Origin of the sequence: Chromobacterium sp. LK11 (assembly GCF_001043705.1) — a bacterium.
In the GTDB taxonomy this organism is placed as follows: Bacteria; Pseudomonadota; Gammaproteobacteria; order Burkholderiales; family Chromobacteriaceae; genus Chromobacterium; species Chromobacterium alkanivorans.
Map to the genome: position 1 here is coordinate 1 of NZ_LDUR01000015.1, position 20,853 is coordinate 20,853.

The window sequence follows — 20,853 nt, forward strand, 5'->3', positions numbered from 1 at the left end:
AGCTCAAAATGCTCATGTACCGCATGTACATTCCGCTTTTTCGCTAGTTTTCGCCTTGTCCCGCCCTTGCTCGCAAGACTTTGAACAGGCTCTAAGAACCTGCTCTCGACCTGCCTCGCTCCGGCTCACAGCCCGCCCAGCGAACCGTCGCGCAGACTCTTGGCCATGGCTTTCGAGGTCTGCAGAAAAGCCGCCACCGCCGGGCTGACGTGCTTCCGACTGGGCACAGCCAGGCCCACCGCGCGCCGCACCATGGGCGCCAGCGGCTTTTTCACCACGCCGGGACACAAGGCCAGCAAGGGCGCCGGCACCGCGAGATCGGCGACGATGGACACCCCGGCGCCGTTTTCCACCATTTTGACGATGGTGATGATCTGGGCGTAGCGGTGCTTGACCATGGGCCGCAGGCCGGCGCTTTCAAACAGGCGCTCAATCAGCGTGGTGTTGCCCGCCAAGGTCATGATGAAGGGCGTGTCGCACAAGTCCGCCAGCCTCACCGCCGGCTGGCCGGCCAGCGGATGGCCGGCCGGGATCAAGGCCACGAACTGGTCCTCCACCAAGGGCAGGGTGTCGAAGCGCTCGTCCGGCAGCACCACGAAGCCCACGTCCACCCGGCGCTCGCTGACCCATTGCGCCACTTCGTCGTCCTCGCCCTCTTCCACGAAGACGTCGATGCCCGGATAGCTAGCGCGGAACTGCTCCAGCATGCGCGGCAGCAACAAGAGCGAGGAAGTGGTGCCGAAGGAGCCTATGCGCAGCACCCCGCGGTTCAGCCCGCGCGCCGCCGACGCTTCCTGGCGGATCGCCTCGGCCACGCCCAACAGTTCGCGCACGCGCAGCAGCAGGCTGTTGCCGGCCTCGGTGGCCTCAATGCCGGCCTGGCCGCGCGTCAGCAGCGTCAGTCCCCACTCCTTCTCCAATTGCTTGATCGCGTGCGACACCGCCGACTGGCTGACGCCCAGTTTGTCCGCCGCCGCGGTGAAGCCGCCCAGTTCCGCCACCAGCGCAAAGATTTCCAGCTGCGTAAAAGTCATGACCGTCTCGTCCACTCATGAGCAAAAGCTCATTTTTCCATGAATTCAAACAATCAATAGTATATACGCACCCACATAGCATCAGGAGGCCGGACGTCTTGCCCGGCGCCCACCATGACCCACCCAAGCTCCATCTCCATCCCCGCGCCGCCGGCGCGCGCGCAAGCCGCCATCAGGCCGGCCCTGACTTTCAAACTGGCGCTGACCGCGCTGTTCTGGGGCGGCACCTTCATCGCCGGCAGAGTGCTGGCTCAGTCCATGCCGCTGATGACCGCCGCCTTCGGGCGCTTCCTGGTGGCCGCCCTCTTGCTGGTGCTGGTCGCCTATAAGCTGGAAGGCGGGCTGCCGCGGCTGAACCGCTCGCAGCTCGCCGTCACCGCCTTCCTGGGCTTCACCGGCATCTTTCTCTACAACGCCTGTTTCTTCGGCGCGCTGGCGCGCATTCCCGCCGGCCGCACCGCCTTGTTCGTCAGTCTCAATCCCATCATGACCGCGCTGGCCGCCAGCCTGATTTTCCGCGAGCGCCTGGGCCTGCGCCGCTGGGCCGGCATCGGCGTGGCCTTGCTCGGCGCCATGGTGGTCATCACCCGCGGCGATCTCGCCGGCACGCTCCACGATTTCAGCCAGTCCTTCGGCGCCGGCGAAACGCTGATGAGCCTGGCGGTGCTGAGCTGGGCCGCCTACACGCTGGGTTCGCGCAAGGCGATGGAAACCCTGAGCCCGATCGCGGCCACCACCTACGCCACGCTGTGGGGGCTGGCTTTCCTGTCCCTGGGCGCGGCCGGCGAGATCGGCTCCGTGCCTTGGGCCAGCTTCGGCTGGCGAATCTGGCTGTCCATGCTCTACCTGGGCGCCATAGGCACCGTGGTGGGCTTCATCTGGTATTACCAGGGCATCCGGGAGATCGGTCCGTCGCGCGCCGCCGTGTTCACCAACCTGGTGCCCGCCTTTGGCGTGCTGCTGTCCGCGGGACTGCTGGGCGAACCCATCCTGGCGTCCATGCTGGCGGGCGGCGCGCTGGCGGCGGCGGGCGTGTCCTTGACCAACCGGAAGTGAGCGTCCGGCCGCGTTCGTTCGCGCCGGGCGCGGCCATCGGACAAGTCCTTAGTACGAACACTTAAACCACGGCATTTGATTTGCAAAACGAATAAAATCGCATTGACAGTCAAAGTCGCGCTGCTAGGCTTCAATTCCCACATGACCTCAGGGAGAAGCTCCATGGCCAGCCCGCTCACCTTGCTGATGCCGGTCGTTCCCGGCACCAGCCTGCAAGCCATCGCCGCCACCTTGGCGGAATACCAACCGAAACTGCATCAGGCGCTGACCTCCATCGGCACCGTTCACTACGCGCGCACCCTGCTGCTGGACCGCTCCGCCGCCAATCTGCAGCCCACCGGCCAAGCCGGCGACAGCTACGTCATCGCAGTGATCACCGAATACGACGGCAGCTTCGACGCCTACATCAACGACTTCGTCGCCCAGGTGGGCACCGTCTTCGACGCCTTGCTGCAATTCGTGGTCGGCGGCAAGGCGCTGACGCCGGTGGCCAACAATGTGGCGGCCTTCCAGGCCTTCGTCACCCAGAACGACGCTTCCCAGCAACCGCCCAACAACGGCGGCGGCATCAAGGACGACAACGGCTTGTACCAGGCCTACCCGTACACCGTGCAGACCATACTCGCCGCGCTCGGTTAACCCCCGCTCGTCAGGCGCAGGCGGGCCGCCCGCTTGCGCCGCGCGCGGCCGGTTCCGCGCCCGCCTCCGCTGAAAGGCCCGTCATGAACAGCCCCGTTCTCCAGTACGACGACATCCAAGGCACGATTCTGCGCGGCTACCGCGTGGACCTGGCCCGGCACTTCGTCCTGAGCATCCGCGACCCGGCCGCCGCCGGCCGCTTCATCCGCAAGTTGCTGACCGGCCAGGACGGCCTGCCGCGCGTCACCACCGCGGAGCGCTGGCTGAAAAAGCCCAGCTGCTTCCTGAACATCGGCTTCACCTGTAGCGGGCTGGCCGCGTTGGGCGTCGGCGCGGAACAGCTGGCCAGTTTTGACCCGGCCTTCCAGTTGGGCGCCACCAACGCGGCCTCCGCCAACGCCGTCGGCGACGTGGGCGACAGCGCGCCGGCAGGCTGGATAGGAGGCCTGGCCGACGGCGGCCGGGTGCACGTTTTGCTGAGCTTGTGGGTGGCCGAGGACCCGGCGCTGCTGGAAAGCCTCAGCGCGCGCCTGCGTCAGGGCTTCGCCGACGGCCTCAGCGAGCTGTCCGCCCACGACGCGCAAGCGCTGCCGGACAATCAGGTCCACTTCGGCTATCGCGACAGCATCGCCCAACCCATCATCGCCGGCGCGCCGGAACGCAAACGCCAGGCGCCGGACGATCAGGAAGTCATCGCCACCGGGGAGTTTCTGCTCGGCTACCTCAACCAGAGCGGCGGCGTGTACGCGGTCAAGCCCGAGCAGCTCAGCCGCAACGGCAGCTACGCCGCCTTCCGCATCCTGGAACAGGACGTGGCCGGTTTCGACGCGTTTCTGAACGAATACGCGGCCAAGGCGGGCATAGACCCCGAACTGCTGGCGGCCAAGGTCTGCGGACGCTGGCGCAACGGCAACCCGCTGACGCTGCGGCCGGACGAGGCCGGCGCCACCCTGCCCGCCGATCAATTGAACGACTTCAACTACGTCAACAGCCAGCCGTCCCAGGACGACACCCTGGGCCTGAAATGCCCGATAGGCTCCCATATCCGCCGCAACAATCCGCGCAACGGCGCGGTGGTGGGCACCGACAGCGCCCACCACCGCATCGTGCGGCGGGCCATGCCCTACGGCCCGGCCTACGACCCTCTCCGGCCCACCGAGGCGGCGCGCGGGCTGATAGGCTATTTCATCAACGCCAGCCTGAGGAATCAGTTCGAATTTCTCAGCAGCCAATGGAACCTGCTCAGCGAATTCGTCAAATCCGCGACGGCGCCGGGCAACCCGGACGCCGGCAACGCGGTGTTCAACATCAGCGGGGAAGACGTCTTTCTCGGCGTCAACGACGCCGCGGACAGCAGCTTCACGCTGGCCGCGCCCGGGCGCATGGGCAAGAACAACACCGTGCTGAAGGGGTTTTCGCGGATGATCACCACCCGCGGCGGCGCGTATTGCTTCTTCCCCGGCATCGGCGGCCTGCGCTACCTGGCGGACCTGGCCGCGCCCTGAGGCCAAGAACCTGTTTACGATCTGCTGCGCGTCGGTAGAGACATTGTGCGATGAGTGCCCGCTTCGAAATGCTCATGTACCACGCGTACATTCCGCTTTCTCAGCCGTTTTCGCCTTGTCTCGCCTTAGCTCGCGAGATCGTAAACACGTTCTAAAAGCCGCTCACAAGGCTTCGCGGAGAAGCTGAGCCAAGACGCGCCGACGCAAACAGCACAAGCGGAGGCGCAAGGCAGGATCAGGGATTTTGTTAGCGGGCTTAAGCCGGCCTGCCGTATTGCTCGCGGATGAAGTCCGTCATATGCGCGGCCAGGATCTGGTGCACCTCCTGGCTGGGGTGCACCTCGTCGTGGAACAGGTGGCGGTGCGAGCTGTCCAGCGGGCGCGTGTCGCCGGCGAAGCCGAACACGCGCGGCAGATCGATATAGCCCTCGTGCTTGTTGTGCATCGTGTCGTAATCCACTTTTTCCGCCAGCGACATCAGATAGTCCAGCTTGGCGCCGATGTCGAAGAAGCGGATGGTCACCCCGGCGTCGCGATAGCGGCTTTGCAGCGCCTCCACCGCCTGGCTCAGCTGCCTGTTATGCCGCTGAGACAAGTCTTTCAGCTTGTCCGCCGCCGGCCGCGCCCGCAAAAAAGCCCCGCTGGCGCAGGGCGACTCCGTTCCAGACTCTCTTCCGGTCCGCCGCGGTCAGCGGCCCTTATCCCGCTGAAACGCCAGGTGCTCGCTGGCGTAACGCCGCTGCTCCCGCAAGAAACCCTGAATGCCCTGCCGCATCGCCACCGCCATGTCCGGCCGCTTTTCCGGCTTGCAGATATAGGTCCACAAAAAATCCTCCTGCGTGTCCGGCTGGATGTCCTCCATCTTGGCGTGTTCGAACTCGGTTTCGCGCGGCTCGCCGTTGACGTCGAAAACCACCGTCATCGGCATCACGATCAGGCGCTGCCGACAATGGATCTCGTACAGCGACTGACTGTAGGCGTCGCCCGCCATCGGCTTGTCCGCCTCGAATCTGGGCGCGCACAGCGTCCAGAATTTGACGGTGCCGTGGGGCGATTGCGCGATGCTGTCGCTATCGATCAACAAACCGCCCTCGCTGGGGTTGAAGTAGGTGAAATCCCAGCTGGAGGCGCTGGCCATGGCGGAAAACAAGACAAAAACGCAGGCAATGACTTTCAACATTCTGATTTCCCAATATTTTTCAATCAAACCGCGCAATGCAGCGGCGGCGGGCATGATAACAGCCCTGGTTTTTCCTTGTGAATGGCGGGGCGCGCCGCCAAGTCTTGAGTGGGTCGCGAACCAGGATTGTTTTCTTAGAACCTGTTTACGATCTACTGCGCTGCGGCGATACGGCGTTGAAAACATCTTCGAAATGCTCATACCCGCTTTCTCAGTGGTTTTCGCCCTGCTTCGCTCTTGCTCGCGAGACTTTGAGCAGGCTTTGACTTATCCAACTGCGGATCGGAATAGCGATAGTTGGTTTGACCGGCTTCTGGAAGAACCCGCGCCGACTCGTCGCGAAACAGGAAACGGACAATAGCGGCCAGACCGCATAGCCTAAGCCCGCCGAATGCCGCCAGTCCCATTTGCCAGTTCCCGCCTCTTTCCTCGCAAAAACCCATATGGCATTTTGTGCGTTTTCCCGGCTCGCGCCGCTTCTTCCCCTGATCTACTGGAGAACGTTTTGAAACGCACACTCTCGATGCTGGCGCTCGCCGGCGCCGGCTGGCTGGCATGCGCCGGCGCATCCTGGGCCCAGGCCTCGCCCGCCGGCAGCGCCCCCCGGCTGGCGGCGCGGCTGGCGGTCTGCGCGGCCCCGTGGAACGCCGCCACGCCCTACCCGGCCGGCAGCGTGGCCAGCCATCACGGCGTCAACTTCACCGCGGTCTACTGGACTCAGGGCAACACGCCGGACGCCAGCAGCGGCGCGGCGGAAATCGGCCAGCCCTGGACCGTCGGCGCCCGCTGCGCGCCGACCGGCAGGGGCAAGGCGGCCAATCCGGATGCCAATTTCTCCCCCAGCACGCTGAAATTCCTGAAAGCCAACACCGGGCTGGACGGCGAGCAGTGGAACAACATCATGAAGCTGGTGAACAAGCCGGAGCAGGACTCCCTGGACTGGCCCAAGTTTTACGGCTATTGCGAGGACATCGACGACGAGCGCGGCTTCACCATCGGCATTTTCGGCGCCACCACCGGCGGCCCCCGCGACCAGGGGCCGGACGGTCCGACGCTGTTCAAGGAATTCGACGCCGCCAGCGGCGCCGGCAACCCCTCCATCGCCGGCGGGCTGACGCGCGCCGGGGTGCGCGGCGGCATGCAGGGGCCGGTGCTCAAGATCAGCGACAGCGAAAAGGTGTTCTGCGGCAAGATAGCCGCGCTGCAGAACAACGCGGCCTGGCGCGAAGCGATGTGGCAGACCTTTTACAAGGTCTACATCCAATACAGCGTGCAGCAGGCGCGCCAACGCGGCTTCGGCAGCGCGCTGACGATAGGCTCCTTCGTGGACACCGCGCTGAACCAGGGCGCCAGCGGCGGCTCGGACACGCTGCAGGGGCTGCTGTCCCGTTCCGGCGGCGGCGACGAGAAAACCTTCATGACCCGCTTCCACGCCGAGCGCAGCAAGGTGGTGGACACGAATGAATACAATCAGCCGCCCAACGGCAAGAACCGGGTCAAACAGTGGAGCGGCCTGCTGAGCCAGGGCGAAACCGATCTGAAGGACGCCGACGCCGCGGTGCTGAAAGCCACCAGCTGGAAGATGAAGTAAACCTAGCCATGGGAAAAGGCCCTGGCCCGCGCGGCGAAACTCCCCGCGAGGGCCGGGCCTGAGCATGGAGGCTTGATCGATGAAGGGCTGGGACGTGCGCTTCCGCCCAGGAGATTGACTACGGCGTCAACAGCGCGCGAATGTGACGATCGGCTGTTCTGGTGCTAATCAGCGTATCCAAAGCGTTCAAGCCATGGTTCAGCTCGGCCGAGCGCTCCGTCTGCCCAAGATTCGGAACAATCTGATAAGCCATGCGCCCGCTAAAAGGCTGGCGTCCGATAATTCTTTCCGCCACCGCCTGCTTCAACTCCGCGCCGCCCAACTCCGCTCCAGCCTCTTTAACGGCTTCGGCCAATGGTTGTTTCCATGGCTGCATATCGTAGTAAGGCATTTTTCCGGTCAAGGACAGAAACTCGCCCAAGGATTGATCACCACTGGCCATGCCTGAATGAGCAAGACACATGAAGTCATGGAAAATATTCTGCGGCAAGGCATTGGCAAAGACGATATTGAGCTGCCCCTGTCCCTCGCCCTTGATTTCAATATTGTTTTCAAGCCGGCCCGTATCAGGATCGGCAAACGCGATATTGGCCTTGGCGAACAAGGCCGGAAAATCATGTTGCTGGCTGCGCAGGTTCAATATTTCACTGACCTTGTTTGGCAACACCTTCTTGGCGTATCCATCCAGCTGCCTCAACACCATGACGTAATTGGCGTCTTTCCCACTCCCCTTGTTCTCAGTGAGGGTGTTGGCGATAAAAACTTGCGACGCAGTAATACAAGTATCCGAACTGATGTAGGCCAGATGATAGTGACTGTCTTTCGCCAACGAAAGATTGCAGCTATCCAGCAGCTTGACCAGCTCCCCTTCAAAACGGTCTTTGACAGTATTGACAGTAAGCGGATCAACGGGCAGATAACCAATCGCCCCCTTGCCGAAACCCAGATTGAACGCGTCAACCTTGCCAAACCCCATTTTCTGCAACAATTCCTGGCGCTCCGGCAACTGCTGACTGGGAGAGGCTAATAAATCCATTTCCTCAATGAGAGCAATGTCACCCTTGGGAAATTGATATTGATCGCATAATCGATTAATGGTCTCGCCCAGCTTCTCGGTTGTCAAAATACCCACGGGAGCCACGATGAATACCGGATTACTAAGGCTGCTGGCATCGTGACCACCCCCATGCAGAGAGATATTGCGCTGACCGGAATCACTTTCGCCACCTCCATTAGCGGATACGGGCACGATCGTCACGCGGCAGCCTTCCTCTAAAGCAAGATTGGCTATCTTATTCGCCAAGGCATGATCCCCGCCTCCCTCGCAGAATGGGTTGATTATGACCACGTCGCGGCCACGGATTGATTTGCCTGAGAAATCCTGAACAGACTGATTTTCGCTATTGGGTACGACAGTTTGAGGCGTATAGGCTGCGATATGATTGATCGGCATGACAAAGCTCCTTTGGTTTCAGCAAAGTTACCAAGGAAGCCAGGAAGCGGCTTGTAAAAAACACTCACGCCAAAAATCAAAAACCATGCGAAATAAATAGACGTGTTGCCGATAAAAAAGCACACAACGATTTATCGAGCGGCCAAAATCAGGCAAGCACGCCTCATGCGAATAAAATAACGGCCTGCTTGCCAGAGCCAATGCTTCTGATGAAGATGCGCGCCGCGCAAGACTCCACGCCGCAATGCCGGCAGACAATAGATGGTCAGGCCTTGCCCGCCGGCTCCAGGCCTTCCCCCGCCGGCGCCGAGGCCTGCGGCGCGCGGCGCAGCCAACCCAGCGCCCGCGGATGGTCCACCCTCGGGACGCCCTGCTCCATGAGCAAGGGCAGCCGCTCGCGGGCCTCGCCGAACGGGCCGGGGTTCTGCTGGATGATCTCGATGAAATCCGGCCCGATCCGGCTGACGATGGCGACATGGCCGTAACGGTTGAAGGTCCAGGGCGCGAACACGATCAGGTCTTCCGCCCGCGGCGCGTCGCCGCCGCCGTTGCGGTATTGCAGCAGGCCGCGCTCGGGATTGAGCGCGCCGTTGTCCAGCCCGGACTGGAAAAAATCCCGGGCATGGCCCTTGTCTTGCGGCATCTTGTGGCCAAAACGCTGGTAGTAATAGCGTTTGACGAACTCCACGCATTGATAGCGCAGGCCCAGGTTGTAGCCGTCCGGCGCCAGATTGCGCCCTTCCACGTTCTGCACGCCGCCGTTGTAATACACGGCGACGCCGTTGAAGGCGTCCACCGGCTCGCCCACCGCGCGCGCCCAGTTGCTGTTCAGACGAGTGGCCGCCCAATAAGCGCCGCCCAGCAACGCAAGCAGCGCCAGCGCCGCCTTGCCCTTGCTCAGCCTCATTACGGCTCGGTCCCGGACGCGTCTTGTTCGTTCAGCCAATCGTCCAGATGACAGGACTCGCCGGAGCGGATCGCGTCTATCCGCTCCACCCGCAAGGCCGGCTTGCCGTCACGCTCTTCGAATTCGCCCAAAATCCGGGCCGAGGTCCTGGCCTTTTCTTCCAGCGCCTGCGGCGATGCGCCCGGCCACTCCGTCAACGGCCGGCCTTCCTGGCTCAGCAGCAGATAGATCGGCTTGCCGAGGCTGCAACGGGTCAGCCGCAAGGCCCCCTCGTTCACGCTCAACATGCCGATGTAAACATCCGCCGCCACCGCGGCGAACGGCGTCGCAACGCCAAGAACCGCCAGCATCAGCTTGCGTGGGAACATGCTTGTCTCCTTGCGGCCGCCATCGGGATCGGCGGCCGAAAAATCGATCGGCATGTTAACAGTTGCCGCGCGAATGGACCAGCGGCGCCCGGAGCGCGGCTAGCCGCCGCCGGCCGCTCTTGTTATATTGGCGACCTTCCGTCCTCAGCCAACGCCGCCCATGTCCATCCTCGCCCGTTTCCCCTTCGCCAGCCTGGCGCCGCTCCTGCTCGCTCTGCTGGCCGGCTGCAAGCCGCAGGCGATGCAGGCCAGCTACCACTGCGCCGACGCCACCCGCTTCCACTTCAGCCGCCAGAGCCAGACGGTGGAGCTGATCCACGGCGAGCAACGCTTCCAGGGCTATATGGACGAACGCGGGCTGCTGACCTGGCCGCGCGGCGGCACCGGCCTGGCGCTGCCGGACAGTTTCTTCATCACCCGCAAACAGCCGGACGAAATGAAGCTGTACGGCGGCTTCGCCGGCACCGGCCTCGCCTGCAAGCTGGATCAAGGCCGCTGAGCGCCGGAGACCTGGCTCAAAGTTCCCTCCGCCGACCTTGCCGAAAGACCAGAGGCCAAAACCCCCACCTCCAACTTTAATGAGATAGGCATATTCCTCATGCCGCCGGCGCGGCGTCGAATCTGCTTTCCCTCACTCTCAACTTGGAGATTCACCATGGCTTGGACCGGTACTGTCGCTGCGAACAATCCCAACGGAGAACCCACCACCATCACCTACAACCCCGGCGACGTGATCACCATCGTGGCGTCGGGCTGGGCCGGTTACGGCCCGCAACCCAACTGGGGCCCGCAGGGCGACAAGAGCCACCCCAATCAGGGCCTGATCTGCGGCGACGCCTACTGCGGCGCGCTGGTGATGAAGATCGGCGCCAGCGGCTTCATTCCGGTGAACACCGGCCTGTTCCGCTGGAAAGCGCCGGCCAACGCGCAAGGCCAGATCACGCTGTACTACAACGATGTGCCCAACACTTACGGCAACAACTCCGGCTCCTTCCAGGTGAGCATAGGCAAAGACGCGGTCTGATCGCCTTCTCCCTTTAAGACCCGCTAAGCAAGCAGCCCCGCCAGGGGCTGCCTCCCGTCTCCCGTCCGGTTCGCGCGCCCCTTCACCGCCTTCAAGCGCTTCGCTCTCAACCTGGCTCCGCCAGCCAGGCCAAGGCCGCCTCCCTATCGTCGAACACGCGGAATTGCCGGCCCCGGCGCGCTTCGTTCAGGTATTCGCCAAATCGCTCGCCGTAAGCGGCCCCGTCGACGAACACCCCGGCCACGGAAAGACGATAGTTGACCAGCTTCTGGATGAATTCGCCGGCAAACCGGCTGCTCAAATCGAAAAAGGCCGGCGGCAAAGCCTTCTCCGTCAGCAACAAGCTCGACGCGTCGTGCTCCGCGCACAGCGCCACCAGTTCCAGCGCCTGATCCAGGCGTTCCACTCCGGCGCGGCATTCGATCAATCTTGTCTGTTTGACAGTCATCACTTCGGTTTGCATCGGCTCGATCTCGCTGACGGAAAAAACAAATGATGCCGAAATCATATCCTCTGCGGCAAGCGCGGTAGATCATTCGTGCGGATTTTCAACATCGTGGTAGTACCTATATCGGCAGTCTGATCCTTACACCATATTGATGTCTGTCCGGCCGTAAAAAGCACGGGGCCGGCGGCCGCTCCGCCCAGCCCGACGCGGCGCGCTCAATGCAAGCAAGGGTCCTGCTCATGAACCGTCTCAGCCATATCATCATGCCGGTGTTGCGGGATTTGCCCGCATCCCACCTCAAGCAGGAGCTGCTGCAAGCCTTTGAACGGCACGGCCGCCGCTTCGACGCGATCGAAGCCGGCTTTGCGCGTCTGACCGCGCGCCGGCAAAGCCAGGAAACCCTGCGCAGCTTTTTCCAGAGCTGGAGCCAGACCAACAACAGCGCGATGACGGTGGCCGGCATCGGCAACCGGATGACGCTGCTGGTCCACACCGGCCAGCCGGTGGCGGACCGCGAAGCCTTGTTCTCCTCCATGGTCTGTTTGAACCGCATCGTGGACGAGGACTTGGCGGTCACGCACAAGGTGCTGCACGCGCAGATGTACTACAACATGGCCACGGGCATTGTCGGAGATGACCAGTGGCTGTCCCATGCCTATCTCCACCCCAGCGCCAAGGCCTTCAAGACTTGGAAGGACCACCAGTCGCTGCGCGAACCGGACCTGGCCGTCGCGCTGCTGACCACGCTGACGCACGAGATCTACACCCACGGCGAAGTGGAGTTCATCCTGCCGCTGTTCCGCCGCTGGCTGATCCAGACGCTGGGCTTCGCCGAGCGCGACGCCACCCGCACGCTGGGCTGGATCAGCGTGCACTGCGGCCCCACCGAGAAAAACCACTTCTTCCACGCCATGAACGCCGTCCGCCACTACGCGCGGGCCATGGATCTGGATCTGGAACGCTACCGCCTGGACGGCATCGTCGGCGCCTATCTGGAGCACAAGGCGGCGGTGCTGGAAACGGTGGCCCGGGACGCCGCGGCGGAGGCGCTGTGAGCCGGGCCGAACCTCCTCTCCTGCGGCTGGCGCAACAGGCGGACGCCGAGCCGCCGTCCTGGCCGCCGGGCGCGCCGCCGCTGTTCGCTCCGGAGCAGCTGGCGCGCGCCCGCGTGGAGGTGTCCGCCGGCTATCTGCGCAGCCTGCGTCGCCTGAGCGCGCTGCTGGACTCCGCGTTCCGCGCCATCGTCGGCCGTTATTTCCTCGACCCGCGCATCCGGGCGCTCTATCAACTGCCCAAGGCGATGGAGGCGCTGTTGCGGCGCGCGCACGGCCGGCCCTACCGCGTGGGCTTCTACCGCCCGGACTTCATCTACGACCGCCGCGGCCAGCCGCGCATCTGCGAAGTGGGCGCGCGCTATCCGATGAACGGCTGGATGATCAGCCACTGGCTGGGCCAAGCGGCCGGCGGCGACGCCTTCTTGCACACCCTGCGCCAGTGGCACCCGCCCGGCTGCGTGGTGGCGTTGACCCACGCCCGCGAGCCCGGCACCGAAATCTTCCTGCTGGCGGAAACGCTGCAGCGCGACGGCGCCCACTTTCTGTCCGCCCGGCCGGAGGCGCTCAGCGTCCGGGACGGCAAGCTGTGGCTGGACGGTCGGACGGTGAACCGCTGCATCCTGGAAATGGATCGCAGCGAACTGCCGCTGTTGCCGGACAGAGTGCTGGACCACCTGCTGGACGGCGGCGCTTACTTCAACGACATCCGCACGCTGATCCTGGTGCACGACAAGCGGGTGCTGGCGGTGCTGAACCGCGAAGACATCATGCGGGATTGCCTGGACGCCGACGACTACGCGGCCTTGCGTCCCTTCCTGATCCCCTCTTTCGCGCCGGCTTCGCGGGAGGAGGCCGAGGCCCTGCTGGCGCGCGCCGGCGATTTCATCGCCAAGCCCAGCAGCGGCGGCCGCGGCCTGGGCTCCCTGGTGCGCTCCGCCTGCGGCGAGGCCGCCTGGCGCGAACTGGTGCTGGGGCAATGGCCGCAATACATGTTCCAGGACTATGTCGAGCAAAGCGAGTTCGAAGACCCGGAAAGCCGGCGGCGCATCCGGCTGGTGGGCATGCAACTGTGCCGCGACGCGGAAAGCTACGGCCCAGGCGTGTTTCGCGGCTCGGACGAGTTGATCATCAATCTGCACCAACGCCGCGGCAAGCTGTACTCCGCCGTCGCGGCGGCCTGAACCGGTTTCGCGCACAGGGGGCTTCATGCGGCATTCCGTCATTATTCCGCTGTACAACAAACGCGCCTACATCGGCGAAACCATCGCTTCGCTGGCGGCGCAGGAGAAAGCGCCGCACGAGATCATCATCGTCGACGACGCCAGCACCGACGACGGCGCGGAAGCGGCGGAGCACGCCCTGCGCCACCACGCCCAGGACTTGAGCCATACCCGCAGCGTGCTGTTGCGGCTGCCGCGCAACAGCGGCCCCGGCGCGGCGCGCAACGCCGGCCTGGCGCGGGCCGGCGGCGAAATGGTCAGTTTTCTGGACGCCGACGACTGCTACCGGCCGGACTGTCTGCGCTTGCTGGAACAAAAAATGAACGAGCACCGGCTGGACCTGGCGGTGCTGGGCTACGACAGCGCGCCGCCGGAGGAGCGCTTCCCGCAGCTGGACGCGCTGCGCGCCGAACTGGAGCCGCTGGGGGACGAGGCCTTCCTGCTGCCCCGCCCGCTGCGCACCGCCGGCCACCCGGACTTCTTCATGGGCCGGGCCAGCAATGTGGCCGCGCGGCGGCAATGGCTGCTGACGCAGCGCTACGTGGCCGGCGCGCGGCTGAACGAGGGCATCGATTTCTGGTACCGGGTGCTGAAGGAGATCGTCGCGCACGGCGGGCGCGCCGGCTTGCTGTCCGCGCCCTTGATCCGTTTCCGCATTCTGGCGGACAGCCTGTCCCACCGGCCGTGCCGGGATTGGCGGCTGCTGGCCACGCCGCCCACGGTGCTGCGCTACGCCGGCAGCCAGGACGCGGACGAGCTGCGCCTGGCGCGCATGCTGGCGCAGCGCTGGCTGGACTACGCGCAGGAAGCCTTGCCGGACGCCGCGCAGCGGCGCGCCTTCCTCACCCGCCACCGTCCGCTGTTGATCCAGCTGGGCCTGCCGCAGACGGACGCGACGAGGTTGCCGGCATGAACGCGCCGCTGGCCCCGCAGACCGCGCCGGCCCGCCAGAACGCCGTGCTGCGCGAATGCTTCGAGCTGGCCCGCGCCCACCCCTTCTATCAGGCGCTCTATCGCGGCGTGGACTGCGCCGACTCCGCGCCGCCGCTGGAGAAAGCCGCGTTGCAAACCGTGCTGGCCTCGTTCGCGCCGGAGCGCGAAGCCAGCGGCCTCTACCTGGTGCGTTCCGGCGGCAGCACCCAGGCGGCGCTGATCTTCCCGGTGGACATCGCGGAAAACCTGGCGCAGCGGCAGGCGCTGGCGGACCGGCTGCGCGCCGACGGGGTGTTCGGCCCCGCCAGCATCGCCTTGAACCTGTTTGGCTACGCCAACCTCTACCGCACCGCCGCCATCGTCGACGATGTGCTGGAGCGCTGCCAGGCCACCACGTTGCCGATGAGCGCCCACGCCGCCGACGCTGACATCCTGGCCGCGGCGCGGCAATTCCACCCCAGCCATGCGCTGGGCACCCCGTCGCGGCTGGCGCTGTTCGCCGCCCATCTGGAGGCCGCCGGCGAACGGCTGGAGATTCCGCAACTGCTGTACGCCGGCGAAACCTTGCACGCGTCCACGCTGGCGCGGCTGCGCGCCGCGCTGGGCGCGGGCCAGGTCTGGTCCCTGTACGGCGGCGCGGAAACCGGCATCTGGGCCTGGAGCGACGCCAGCCGCCGCCCCGGCCTGTTTCGGGTGCTGCCGCGGGTGGCGGCGGAGATCCTGCAGCCGGACGCCGCCGGTTACGGCCGCATCGCGGTCAGCAACGCCTGGCGGCGGCGCTTCCCGGTGTTCCGCTACTGCGTGGGCGACATCGGCCGCTGGGTGGAGCGCGACGGCGAGCGCTGGCTGGAATTGCGCGGCCGCGACGGCCGCTCCTTCCGCCTCAATGAAACCACGTACGAGCTGGACGATTTCGCGCGGCTGAGCGGCGCGGAGCAAGGCTTCCAGATCCAGCTGGACCTCGATGCGGCCGGCCGCGAGCGGCTGACCCTGCTGCTGGCCGAGAACCTGGACGCCGGCGCGGAAGCCGCGCTGCGCGCAAGCCTGGCGGCCTTGCTGGGCCGGCCCCCGGACTCCGACGCTTTCGCGTTGAAACCGGCGGCGCGGGCGCAATGGCGGCTGGACCCCGTCACCAGCAAGACGCCGCCCATCGTGGACCTGCGGGCCTGAGAACCCGTTCAAAGTCTGCTGCACTTCGTGAAGTGTTGCACGGTGAGTACGAGCTCAAAATGCTCATGCACCACGTGTACATTCCGCTTTTTCGCTCGTTTTCGCCTTGTTTCGCCCTTGCTCGCGTGACTTTGAACAGGCTCTGAGACTCTGCGCGCGAGGCGCCGCGGCGAGATGGGCAGCCGAGCGGCTTGAAACGGCTTGCCAAGCCGCCGGCCGTCCGCCGCCCTCGCCTTTCCGCGTTTACAAGGTCTGGAAGTAGAAGCGGTAGTCGCCCTGGCCGAACAGCATCGACATGCTGGTCAGATTGCTGTTGGCCGGCGTGCCCACCAGGGTCAGGATGGGGATGGAATCGTGACCGTATTGATACGCCTGGGTCTGCGGGTTGTAGCCGAACTGGTAGAAGGTGTCCACGCTGCCCACCTTGAAGGCGTACAGACGATAGGTGCTGCCGTCGAACAGCATCGACCAGCGGTGGAAGTCGGTGTCCCCCGGCGCGCCGGTGACGTTCAAGGTGGGAATGGAGTTGTAGCCGTACTCATAGTGGTTGGTGGAACGGTTGAAGCCAAACTGGTACAACACCGTGGGCGCGCCCAAGCGCCGCAAGTACAAGCGGTACGTGCTGGTGCTGCCGTCGTAAAGCATGGACACGCTGCTGGCGTCCGCGTCCGGCGGCGCGCCGGTGATCTTCAGCTCCGGGATGGAGTGGAAGCCGAACTCGTACTTGGACGTGGCCGGATTGAACGCGGCCTGATACAAGGTGTTCGCGCTGCTGCCCTTGAAGAAATACATCCGGTAGTACTCGCCGTCGTTGAGCATGGTCCAGCGCGCCCAGTTGGTGTCGTTGGGCATATTGGCGATCGCCATATTGGGAATGGACCCACCGTAGGCGAATTTGTATGTGCTGGTGTTGGGCACATAGGCGAACTGATTGACTGATGGCATGACGCTTTCCTCCGAAAAGTGAGTCAGCTGCCCGGCGCCGGCGCAAGGCCGGCGCCCTCCATACGGCAACAGCAGCTGGCGAAACCGGCGCAAACGGCAAAGCGCCGGCGCGGCGCGCGGGCTTGCTCGTTCAAGCGGGTTTTGCCAGCGGCTCTACCCCTTGCTCGGCGTGATGGTCTCGCGATGGCGCATGGATTTCTCCTCCCCCGCGCGGCGCGCGGGCGAAGCGGACGAACAAACAGCCACTAAGTCGTCAATCAGGGGCGGGCGCCTTGGCGCGGTCGAGGCGGGGCCGATAATGGCGGCGATAGGGACTTCAACTAGCCAGTAATAGCACCTCGAAAGCCGGGCATGCCTGTCCTTTGGGACTGGGTAGAATATATCGGTTACAGCCGTTACAGATTGCGCGCTATGCCGCCCTCCGCAGCCCCCATAGAATGCACGCCATCGACAGCGCCGATCGACGCGCCGCCTCACCCAAGAGAAAGCACGCTCCATGAGAACAAAGGGATTCATCTGCCTGGCCCTGGCCGCCCTGCCGGCCTTGAGCCAGGCCGCCATGCCCATTGCCCAACTGAACCAGCAAGCCGAAAAAATCTTCAAGGACAGCCAGGCGGTGGGCATGGTGATGGTGGTGATAGACAAGCAAGGCAGCCTGCAGCGCTTTTACGGCGAAACCCGCCCCGGCAGCCGCCAGACGCCGGACGCCAACTCGCTGCTGCGCATCGCCAGCCTCAGCAAGCTGATGACCAGCGAAGTGCTGGCGTCCATGGTGCTGGATCAGCGGCTCAAGCTGGACGACCCGCTGCAAAAGTTCGCGCCGGCCGGCGCCCGGCCGGCCAAGGCCTTGGGCGGCCAGCCCATCACCCTGCTGCACCTGGCCACTCACACCAGCGGTTTCCCGCGCGAGCTGCCGGGCGTCAAGCCGCGCGACACGCCGGTTTTCGTCTGGCCCGACCGGCAACAGCGCTGGCGCTGGCTGTCCAAGACCAAGGCCCGCTTCGCGCCGGGACAGAGCGCGCAATACTCCAACCTGGCTTACGACTACCTGGCCGACGCGCTGGCCGTCGCCGCCGGCAAGCCCTACCCGGCCTTGCTGCGCGACACCGTCACCGGACCGCTGGCCATGCGCGACACCACCTTTAGCCCCAGCCCCGCTCAGTGCGCGCGCCTGCTGCGCGGCGTGGAAACCAGCCCCTGCGTCAACACCAGCGCGGCCATAGGCAGCGGCGGCGTCTATTCCACCGCCGCCGACATGCAGCGCTGGCTGCAAGACCTGGTGCGGCCGCAGAACGAGCAGCGCAAGCGCCTGTACCAGCAAACTTTCCAGATGCGCTATCAGCGCGCCGAGCTGCGCAGCCTCGCCGGCATGGACGTGCCCGGCAAGGCCGACGCGCTGGGCCTGGGCTGGGTGGCCTTGCGCGATCAGCCTAACGCCAGGCCCTTCCTGCAAAAAACCGCCGGCGGCGGCGGCTTCTTCAGCTATGTCGCCATCGATCCCCAGCAGCAGACGGCGGTATGGGTGGCGCTGACCCGCGGCAAGCAAACGCGCTACCAGGCCATGAGCGACGGCGTCAACCAGTTGCTGCTGGCGCTGAACCGCGCCTAGGAACCGGCTTGCGATTCGCGGCGCGTCGCGGGGACTGACACGGCGGACGCTCGCGCGCCGCTTGACCCTTCCGCCGCAACGCCCGGCCTCGCCCTGGCTCGCCCTGGCTCGCGAGGCTTTGAACGGACGCGAGCCATTCTTCAAGCCAGGCGCGTCGACCGCGCCCGGCGCTCCGCCCTTCCTCTTTCCACATCCTCATCGTCAAGGAGGCATCGCCATGCCCGAAATGAACCGCCATACCCTGCTGCTGGCCTGCGCCGCGCTCTCCGTCAGCGCCGTCGCAGTCGCCGCGCCCACGCCACAGGCCGCCGTCGACGCCGAGATTCCCGCGCTGATGCGCAAGAACGGCATCCCCGGCATGGCGGTGGGCCTCGCCGTCGGCGGCGACGTTCAGGTTTACAACTACGGCGTCGCCTCCAAGACCGACCATAGGCCGGTGACGCGCGCCACGTTGTTCGAAATCGGCTCGCTCAGCAAAACCTTCACCGCCGCGCTGGCCAGCTACGCCCAGGCCGAAGGCCGGCTCTCGCTGGCCGATCCCCTAAGCCAGCACCTGCCGGCGCTGGCCGGCGGCGGCCTGGAGCGGGTCACGTTGCTGAACCTGGGCACTCAGACCTCCGGCCTGCCCCTGTTCGTGCCGGACAACGTCGTCAACGCCGGCCAGCTGCGGCGATTCATCCGGAGCTGGCGCCCCAAGCAGCCGGCGGGCAGCCAGCGGGTCTATTCCAATATCGGCATCGGCGTCCTGGGTCAGATCGCCGCCGCCAGCATGCGCATGCCTTACGCGGCGGCGGTGGAAGGCAGGATCTTCGCCAAACTGGGCATGGACAGCAGCTTCGTCAACATCCCCGCCCAGAGAATGAGCGACTACGCCCAGGGCTACGACAAGAACGACCGGCCCGCGCGGCTGACGCCGGCGCCGCTGGCGGACGAGGCCTACGGCGTCAAATCCAACGCCGCCGACCTGGCGCGCTTTCTGAACGCCAATATGGGCCTGCTGCCGATGGCGCCCAAGCTTCAGGGCGCGCTCAAGGACGCCCACATCGGCTACTACCGCGCCGGCGAATTGACTCAGAGCCTGATCTGGGAACAATACCCGTATCCGGTGGCCCTGCCGCAGCTGCTGAGCGGCAATTCCGCCGCCTACATCTACCAGGGCATGCCGGCGCAGCGCCTGGATCCGCCGCTGCCGCCGCAAACGCGGGCCTTCATCAACAAGACCGGCTCCACCAACGGTTTTTCGGCTTACGCCGCCTATATCCCGGAAAAACGGCTGGGCATCGTGCTGCTGGCCAACAAGTCCTATCCGCTGGCCGAGCGGGTCAGCGCCGCCTACCGCATCCTGGAGCGGCTGGACGACGGACTGGCGCCGGCCGCCCGGCCATGAGCACGCGGCCGGCGGCGCTAGCCGGCGGTCTTGAGCGCGACGATGGACGCGACCAGCAGCGACAGGTAGACAAACTTCTTGCCGCTCTTCTTGTCGCCCCAGAACAGGATGCCGGTCACCACCGTGCCCACCACGCCAATTCCGGTGTAGGCGGCGTAGGCGATCGACATGTCTATGGTTTTCATCGCCAGGTAGAGCAGAAACAAGGAACTGCCCAGGCCCAGCGCGTACATCGCGCAGCCCCTGGCGTAGCGTTTCAGCGCGATGTCCCGGATGCCCACCACCACCAGGATTTCCAGAACCCCCGCCGTCAATAGATAAAGCCAGTCCATTTCAGTCTTTCACTTGCTTGAGTTGCACCACCGAAAACAGGATCACCGCTATCGCCAGCACCGCAAGCGGGCTGACCGGCTTGCCGAACAGCGCGACGTCCAGCAAATAAGTGCCCACGGTGCCGAAGATCACGAAAAACACATAGGCGGTCGACGCCCCCATTCTTTTGGTGACCAGCACCAGGAGGGAGAAGCTGCCGATGATGCAGGCGATGGTCGCCAACCACTCCAACACGCTGTCCGAACGCTTCAAACCCGCCGCCCACAGCACTTCCAGCCCGCTGGCGAGCAACAACAACATCCAACTAAACATCTTTAACCGCCCTTCCCCGTAAGCATAATGAAATCCCGCCCGGCGTCGCGCCTTGCCTCGGCCGCGACGCAGGTTTTCGCCGGCCGCTCTTGAAACCCGTTCACTGACTCTCCGGCGGGAGCGAAACGCTTGTCAGCCCCCCCGCCAATTGCTCGATGTCATGAAAAACGTCCCGCCACTCCTGCTCGCTCATCTCCGCCAGGCCGAAGTAGCGCAGCATGAAAGCCCCTTCCACCGCCAGATAGGCCACGCGCGCGCGGCGGCCCTCCTCGGTGGCCACGTCCAGCTTGCCCAGGCGCTCGGCATGCCAGGCCCGCACCCAGTCTTTCTGATCCTTGGACTCCAGCATCGCGCTCAAATGGCAGGCGGCGCGGGCGATCAACGCCTCCTCCGTCGCGGTGATGCGGACATGGGTTTTGACTTGCTCGACGCTGGACAGCTGCTCGGCGGCGGCGCCCGCGGTTTTCTCGAAACACGCGTCGTAGTGCTTGCCCCAACGCTCCAGCATGGCGTTGACCAGATTGTGCTTGGCGCCGAAACAGGATTGGACCCCGCCCTTGCTGATGCCCACGGCCTTGGCCACGGCGTCTATGGTGAGGGCGGCCGCCCCGTTGCGTTCAATGATCTCTTCCGCGGCGTCCAACACCTGATTGCGATCGATGGATCTGGGTTTGCCCACTGCGC

At 64.9% G+C, this 20,853-nt stretch carries 24 protein-coding genes; 12 read left to right on the forward strand and 12 right to left on the reverse strand.

The genetic code is table 11. The annotated features are described in order from the left end of the window. Positions 1-125: 125 nt before the first annotated feature. Positions 126-1,034: a LysR family transcriptional regulator gene (locus VK98_RS09980; RefSeq protein ID WP_048413892.1), complete on the reverse strand. Its 909-nt coding sequence runs from the start codon at positions 1,032-1,034 to the stop codon at positions 126-128. Positions 1,035-1,148: 114 nt separating this feature from the next. Between VK98_RS09980 and VK98_RS09985 the strand changes: the two genes are divergently transcribed. From VK98_RS09985 to VK98_RS09995, 3 genes are all read left to right on the forward strand, one after another. Next, positions 1,149-2,090: a DMT family transporter gene (locus VK98_RS09985; protein WP_082158878.1), complete on the forward strand. Its 942-nt coding sequence runs from the start codon at positions 1,149-1,151 to the stop codon at positions 2,088-2,090. A 162-nt stretch (positions 2,091-2,252) separates the two neighbouring features. Next, positions 2,253-2,729: a hypothetical protein gene (locus VK98_RS22755; RefSeq protein WP_053077315.1), complete on the forward strand. Its 477-nt coding sequence runs from the start codon at positions 2,253-2,255 to the stop codon at positions 2,727-2,729. Positions 2,730-2,812: 83 nt separating this feature from the next. Then, a complete protein-coding gene (locus VK98_RS09995; protein WP_048413893.1) occupies positions 2,813-4,234 on the forward strand; it encodes a hypothetical protein in 1,422 nt (473 codons plus the stop codon). A gap of 256 nt (positions 4,235-4,490) precedes the next feature. Here the strand turns inward: VK98_RS09995 and VK98_RS10000 are convergent, their stop codons facing one another. The 3 genes from VK98_RS10000 to VK98_RS24015 all read right to left on the reverse strand — a co-directional run bounded on the left by VK98_RS10000 (position 4,491) and on the right by VK98_RS24015 (position 5,821). Continuing rightward, positions 4,491-4,829 carry an SGNH/GDSL hydrolase family protein gene (locus VK98_RS10000; RefSeq protein ID WP_197083019.1) on the reverse strand — a complete coding sequence of 113 codons (339 nt, stop codon included), beginning with the start codon at positions 4,827-4,829 and terminating at the stop codon, positions 4,491-4,493. Positions 4,830-4,922: 93 nt separating this feature from the next. Continuing rightward, positions 4,923-5,615 (reverse strand): surface-adhesin E family protein, encoded by a 693-nt coding sequence (locus VK98_RS10005; protein ID WP_156187812.1) that lies wholly within the window; start codon positions 5,613-5,615, stop codon positions 4,923-4,925. Beyond that, positions 5,612-5,821: a hypothetical protein gene (locus VK98_RS24015; protein ID WP_197083020.1), complete on the reverse strand. Its 210-nt coding sequence runs from the start codon at positions 5,819-5,821 to the stop codon at positions 5,612-5,614. Before VK98_RS24015 ends, VK98_RS10005 begins: the two co-directional genes overlap by 4 nt. A 98-nt stretch (positions 5,822-5,919) precedes the next feature. Between VK98_RS24015 and VK98_RS10010 the strand changes: the two genes are divergently transcribed. After that, positions 5,920-7,005: a chitosanase gene (locus VK98_RS10010; RefSeq protein WP_231589244.1), complete on the forward strand. Its 1,086-nt coding sequence runs from the start codon at positions 5,920-5,922 to the stop codon at positions 7,003-7,005. A 118-nt stretch (positions 7,006-7,123) separates the two neighbouring features. Here VK98_RS10010 and VK98_RS10015 read toward each other — a convergent pair whose 3' ends face one another. From VK98_RS10015 to VK98_RS10025, 3 genes are all read right to left on the reverse strand, one after another. Next, on the reverse strand, positions 7,124-8,458 hold the full coding sequence (locus VK98_RS10015; protein ID WP_156187814.1) for a hypothetical protein: 1,335 nt from the start codon (positions 8,456-8,458) through the stop codon (positions 7,124-7,126). Positions 8,459-8,723: 265 nt separating this feature from the next. Continuing rightward, on the reverse strand, positions 8,724-9,365 hold the full coding sequence (locus VK98_RS10020; RefSeq protein WP_048413896.1) for a CHAP domain-containing protein: 642 nt from the start codon (positions 9,363-9,365) through the stop codon (positions 8,724-8,726). Further along, positions 9,365-9,733, reverse strand: a complete 369-nt coding sequence (locus tag VK98_RS10025) for a hypothetical protein (RefSeq protein ID WP_156187815.1) — start codon at positions 9,731-9,733, stop codon at positions 9,365-9,367. The genes VK98_RS10020 and VK98_RS10025 overlap by 1 nt, the downstream gene beginning before the upstream one ends. Before the next feature lie 160 nt (positions 9,734-9,893). Here VK98_RS10025 and VK98_RS10030 point away from each other — a divergent pair, with 160 nt between their 5' ends. Both VK98_RS10030 and VK98_RS10035 read left to right on the forward strand, forming a co-directional pair. Beyond that, complete coding sequence (locus VK98_RS10030) at positions 9,894-10,232, forward strand: hypothetical protein (protein WP_048413898.1); 339 nt, start codon at positions 9,894-9,896, stop codon at positions 10,230-10,232. A 156-nt stretch (positions 10,233-10,388) separates the two neighbouring features. Continuing rightward, complete coding sequence (locus VK98_RS10035) at positions 10,389-10,757, forward strand: LecA/PA-IL family lectin (protein WP_019100806.1); 369 nt, start codon at positions 10,389-10,391, stop codon at positions 10,755-10,757. Between the two features lie 106 nt (positions 10,758-10,863). Here VK98_RS10035 and VK98_RS10040 read toward each other — a convergent pair whose 3' ends face one another. Beyond that, positions 10,864-11,205: a DUF4180 domain-containing protein gene (locus VK98_RS10040; protein ID WP_197083021.1), complete on the reverse strand. Its 342-nt coding sequence runs from the start codon at positions 11,203-11,205 to the stop codon at positions 10,864-10,866. A gap of 239 nt (positions 11,206-11,444) precedes the next feature. Here VK98_RS10040 and VK98_RS10045 point away from each other — a divergent pair, with 239 nt between their 5' ends. From VK98_RS10045 to VK98_RS10060, 4 genes are read left to right on the forward strand one after another with little or no spacing between them, the layout of a single operon-like run. Next, positions 11,445-12,260 (forward strand): hypothetical protein, encoded by an 816-nt coding sequence (locus VK98_RS10045; protein WP_053077318.1) that lies wholly within the window; start codon positions 11,445-11,447, stop codon positions 12,258-12,260. Further along, positions 12,257-13,441 carry a hypothetical protein gene (locus VK98_RS10050; RefSeq protein WP_048413900.1) on the forward strand — a complete coding sequence of 395 codons (1,185 nt, stop codon included), beginning with the start codon at positions 12,257-12,259 and terminating at the stop codon, positions 13,439-13,441. Before VK98_RS10045 ends, VK98_RS10050 begins: the two co-directional genes overlap by 4 nt. A gap of 25 nt (positions 13,442-13,466) precedes the next feature. Then, positions 13,467-14,393 (forward strand): glycosyltransferase family 2 protein, encoded by a 927-nt coding sequence (locus tag VK98_RS22760; RefSeq protein WP_053077319.1) that lies wholly within the window; start codon positions 13,467-13,469, stop codon positions 14,391-14,393. Beyond that, complete coding sequence (locus VK98_RS10060) at positions 14,390-15,583, forward strand: AMP-binding protein (protein WP_048413901.1); 1,194 nt, start codon at positions 14,390-14,392, stop codon at positions 15,581-15,583. Before VK98_RS22760 ends, VK98_RS10060 begins: the two co-directional genes overlap by 4 nt. A gap of 243 nt (positions 15,584-15,826) precedes the next feature. Here the strand turns inward: VK98_RS10060 and VK98_RS10065 are convergent, their stop codons facing one another. Further along, positions 15,827-16,528 carry a hypothetical protein gene (locus VK98_RS10065; RefSeq protein WP_048413902.1) on the reverse strand — a complete coding sequence of 234 codons (702 nt, stop codon included), beginning with the start codon at positions 16,526-16,528 and terminating at the stop codon, positions 15,827-15,829. Positions 16,529-17,024: 496 nt separating this feature from the next. Between VK98_RS10065 and ampH the strand changes: the two genes are divergently transcribed. Together ampH and ampC are read left to right on the forward strand one after the other, a co-directional pair. Then, positions 17,025-18,137 carry a D-alanyl-D-alanine-carboxypeptidase/endopeptidase AmpH gene (gene ampH / locus VK98_RS10070; RefSeq protein WP_048413903.1) on the forward strand — a complete coding sequence of 371 codons (1,113 nt, stop codon included), beginning with the start codon at positions 17,025-17,027 and terminating at the stop codon, positions 18,135-18,137. Positions 18,138-18,354: 217 nt separating this feature from the next. After that, on the forward strand, positions 18,355-19,524 hold the full coding sequence (ampC, locus tag VK98_RS10075; RefSeq protein WP_053077320.1) for a class C beta-lactamase: 1,170 nt from the start codon (positions 18,355-18,357) through the stop codon (positions 19,522-19,524). Positions 19,525-19,541: 17 nt separating this feature from the next. Here the strand turns inward: ampC and VK98_RS10080 are convergent, their stop codons facing one another. From VK98_RS10080 to VK98_RS10090, 3 genes are all read right to left on the reverse strand, one after another. Continuing rightward, positions 19,542-19,856 (reverse strand): multidrug efflux SMR transporter, encoded by a 315-nt coding sequence (locus tag VK98_RS10080; protein WP_048413904.1) that lies wholly within the window; start codon positions 19,854-19,856, stop codon positions 19,542-19,544. A gap of 1 nt (position 19,857) precedes the next feature. After that, on the reverse strand, positions 19,858-20,157 hold the full coding sequence (locus tag VK98_RS10085; RefSeq protein ID WP_197083022.1) for a multidrug efflux SMR transporter: 300 nt from the start codon (positions 20,155-20,157) through the stop codon (positions 19,858-19,860). A gap of 112 nt (positions 20,158-20,269) precedes the next feature. Beyond that, positions 20,270-20,848 carry a TetR/AcrR family transcriptional regulator gene (locus VK98_RS10090; RefSeq protein WP_048413906.1) on the reverse strand — a complete coding sequence of 193 codons (579 nt, stop codon included), beginning with the start codon at positions 20,846-20,848 and terminating at the stop codon, positions 20,270-20,272. Positions 20,849-20,853: the final 5 nt, after the last annotated feature.